This is a genomic window from Bartonella sp. AC535YNZD (assembly GCF_042196625.1).
Taxonomy (GTDB): Bacteria; Pseudomonadota; Alphaproteobacteria; order Rhizobiales; family Rhizobiaceae; genus Bartonella.
In genome coordinates this window covers 1-1102 of sequence record NZ_JBHIQP010000054.1, presented here as the reverse complement: position 1 = coordinate 1102, position 1102 = coordinate 1, and the positions used below count along the sequence as shown (strand labels likewise).

Here is a 1102-nt window from a genome sequence, read left to right as displayed (position 1 = left end):
GACATAGTCGCGGGACGATGACATTGGGGAATATGCTGAATTCTTTCAAACAAGAAGGTGTTCACGGTATAGCCAACGAAAACACGACTATCAATCTCTATGGACCAGCCTTTAATGTTTTAGTTGCATCCGGTCTGTTAGGGTATGTGAGTGATAGCAAACAAACCATTGTTGGTTTTGATGGGAATAGATATGACTTTGTCAGCAGAATTATTGGCGGCAATGGCTATACTTACGAGACAATACCTACTGGTAGTAACATGTGGAAAGAATGGTGGAGAGTGATCATGAATCCCATAAGCTCCCATACTTGCCTTGGAGATGCGAGTTATAAATGTAGATATAATTATGGCACATCTCATCTAGAACAAAAACCTTGAATTAGATTATGGAGTAAAAAATGAAACAAACCTTAAAATTATTAAGTGCTGTAACTCTATTCAGTATAGCTGGGTGCCAGTTTAATAAAACTCCCACATCTTCTATAGGGGCATGGGAAAAGCCAGGAGCAGATTTTACAGAGGTAGGAAAAGCCTTGTTAGAATGCGGTATGCCAACCCCTTATGATAAGGATCCAGAAAGTAGAAAGCTCAGTAATAATGCAATAGCAACAATTCATGCTTGCATGGTTCAATCAGGATTCCGCTATGAAGAAAGGGGGGGCGGATGGTGTGTAAATCATAAAGCGGAAAACCTTCCGATTTGTCGTCCAGGTGCTGTCATACCACAGCGCAGTGTCAAGAAGCGCTTAAACAGCCCGTTTTGTAAAAAATATAAAAATAGTCGCAAATGCCAGCCTTAAGTCTTTCTTGTGATGATCAACAATCTGCCATCCTTGCCTTTACTTGGAATGTCGGGATTGTTTTCTCAATTTACCATCTCAACTCAGTTCAGAACTGTCTTGAAAAACGGAGATAAAATATCAACAGGCTTTAGAGCCTTTTTATTGTAAATAAATCCATTGAAAGAGGGGAAAATGAAAAAAATCTTAAAACTATTGAGCTGCATAGCTCTCTTAACTACAGCTGGATGTGTTAACTCAATTCCCTCACTTTCTCCAGCATTATGGAGAAATAAAATACTTTTAGAATGTGGAGTACCG

At 39.2% G+C, this 1102-nt stretch carries 1 protein-coding gene and 1 pseudogene; both read left to right on the top strand.

Annotated elements, in window-relative coordinates; all coding sequences use genetic code 11:
• A pseudogene (locus tag ACFIM8_RS09110) lies at positions 1-380 on the top strand (filamentous hemagglutinin); the annotation flags it as partial.
• A 20-nt stretch (positions 381-400) separates the two neighbouring features.
• On the top strand, positions 401-802 hold the full coding sequence (locus tag ACFIM8_RS09105; RefSeq protein WP_375614831.1) for a hypothetical protein: 402 nt from the start codon (positions 401-403) through the stop codon (positions 800-802).
• The last annotated feature ends 300 nt before the right edge of the window (positions 803-1102 follow it).